Annotated in this window: 2 protein-coding genes; both read right to left on the reverse strand. The window is 47.9% G+C overall.

Annotated features, from left to right (window positions below):
- The coding region (locus tag L1D31_RS22385; RefSeq protein ID WP_239839140.1) for an RHS repeat-associated core domain-containing protein at window positions 1-458 on the reverse strand (458 nt) is incomplete at its 3' end.
- 1,272 nt (window positions 459-1,730) lie between these two features.
- A partial coding sequence (locus tag L1D31_RS22390) for a hypothetical protein (protein ID WP_239839141.1) occupies window positions 1,731-2,063 on the reverse strand: 333 nt, incomplete at its 5' end.

A 2,063-nucleotide genomic window follows, 5' to 3' on the forward strand; every position in this document is an offset into this window, starting at 1 on the left:
GCCACGATACTGACCACACTCACTACCGCGAGCACAATCCCTCCGACCAGCATCCCGATATCGAGTCGACCATCAGGATCGAAACGGTTAAAAACATCATGGCTGCAGAAGATGAAACCATTCCCTCCTGAGCGGCCAAATGCCCCAATGTCTCGGTCGTATTGGGTAAACAAACCGATCACACTATTGTAACGGCGATACCCATTGCCGTATAGACTTTGCCCTAAAACCCAATCGTTTGGCTGATTATGAAAACCGATTGGGTTAATTAAAATCACGTTAGCATACGGTGAACCTTGTACTGCGCTCTGGGTCGCAAATGCCGTTATGGGCGTGGGAAGGAGCGCGGCACTTCCAACTATCGTCACAGTCTTGAGAAACTGTCGACGACCGATGTCTGGGCACTGTATCCACCGATAGGCCGGATCACTGGGTGTGAGCATACGTTTTTTTTTCATTATGATGTGACTCCAAAAGTGAGAACAACTACCAGCTGACACTGGTAGTCATCAGTATTCGGGGAAATGAATTAGGGGTACGTTAGCATTAATTCGCCGTATTCATTATTTAAGTCTAGGGCCAATACGTCGGAGTTATTCCCGTAGGCGTCGGTGAACGTTATCGGTACTGGGCGATCCGTGTTGTCATTGGTATAGTATCTCCATTGTTCGTTGTCCCACACGTTTCTGTACACCAACACATGGATGTTGTTCGGAGACGTATTCGTCTCTAGGTTTATCGGCACACCGTGAAGCGGAGCCCCGTCGGCGTAGTAATGATCTTTAACATCCGTTTCAACGGTTTGATTTTGGATCGCGGGCTCCCAAATGGTCGCCATCACATTACAGTAAACATCTTTGTCCCAGTAACGCTGAAAGATCCGTTGGCCAATCAAAGGGGAACTCGTGTCAGGACCGCCGCCAGGAAGATAGTCTTGGTAAATGTTGTGATAACCTTGCCCTAGGTCATTAGGGTATAACGTATAGTCAACCAGCGGGGCACCATTCGCGGTGGAAATCATGTACGAGAGAACATTGACTTCATTGCCTTGCCCATAGACCCAAGTAGCCTTATTGAGCACCATGGACGCTAAGTCGTATTTGATGGGCTCCGTGCCAGTGATAAGAACCGTTGAAATGGCTCCGCCGTCATAACCACACGTCGAATAAGGCCCTGCGCTGTCTTCAATTTGCACACAGATTTCTCGGCCTGGTTCTGTATTTTCGGTGCTGACGTACAGTTTGAAATACTGCATATCACTTTTTGCGTAGGACGTTTGATCTGACTTTTTATCTAACCACGCTTCCGCGGATTGGGTCATTAAGTGCTTGGAGACTTCTGGCTTAGCACTCATGGTATGCAGTTCATCAATCCACTTATCATCCGTTTGGGAGACTTGATACCCCTCGATGGTGGTCAAATCTTGATCGCCCACTTTATCCCACAGCTTGGTCTTTGCCAGAACCTCGTCTATCGGGATTTCTTCGTCTCCCTCTGTGGAGAAGCCGATAACCACATGGCATTGCTGGTTCCCGTTGGCGTAGATGGTACAACTGNAACTGCTGCTGCCATCCGCCATTTCAAGACTCACGTCTTCAAGGTACCAGGATTGTGCGAAGACGTGAGGTGAACCAAACAAGGCGATGAGTGGGAGTGCAACAACACGCTTTTTGATATTGAACATAGTGTATTCCTCTTTTAGTTGTTGAATAATGTTTCAGACAATCGGTTTACGATATCTGATGCTGCTTGCCAGAAGGGGCATAGATAAATTGTTGCTCTTGCGATTGTGAGCTGGATATGGTCAGTGTCGACAGCACGTTACCTTGGCTGTCTAACAACATCATTTGATGCTCGATGGCGGCATCGGAGATCAGAGTGCGACACCATCTACGCTCGAAAATAGTGGTGTAGTGAGTGTGGTAACTGTCAGAGTGTTCGTTTTTGAGCACCCCATCAAAATAAAAAAACTCGATGTCAGCTTGATCGGGAACTTGTTGGATCGCTTGATTCCCTTCACCGTCATAGCGGTAGGCGCTCACCACGAGATGGTCGTCATTTTC

The sequence above is a fragment of the Vibrio sp. Isolate23 genome (assembly GCF_022398095.1).
In the GTDB taxonomy this organism is placed as follows: Bacteria; Pseudomonadota; Gammaproteobacteria; order Enterobacterales; family Vibrionaceae; genus Vibrio; species Vibrio coralliilyticus_A.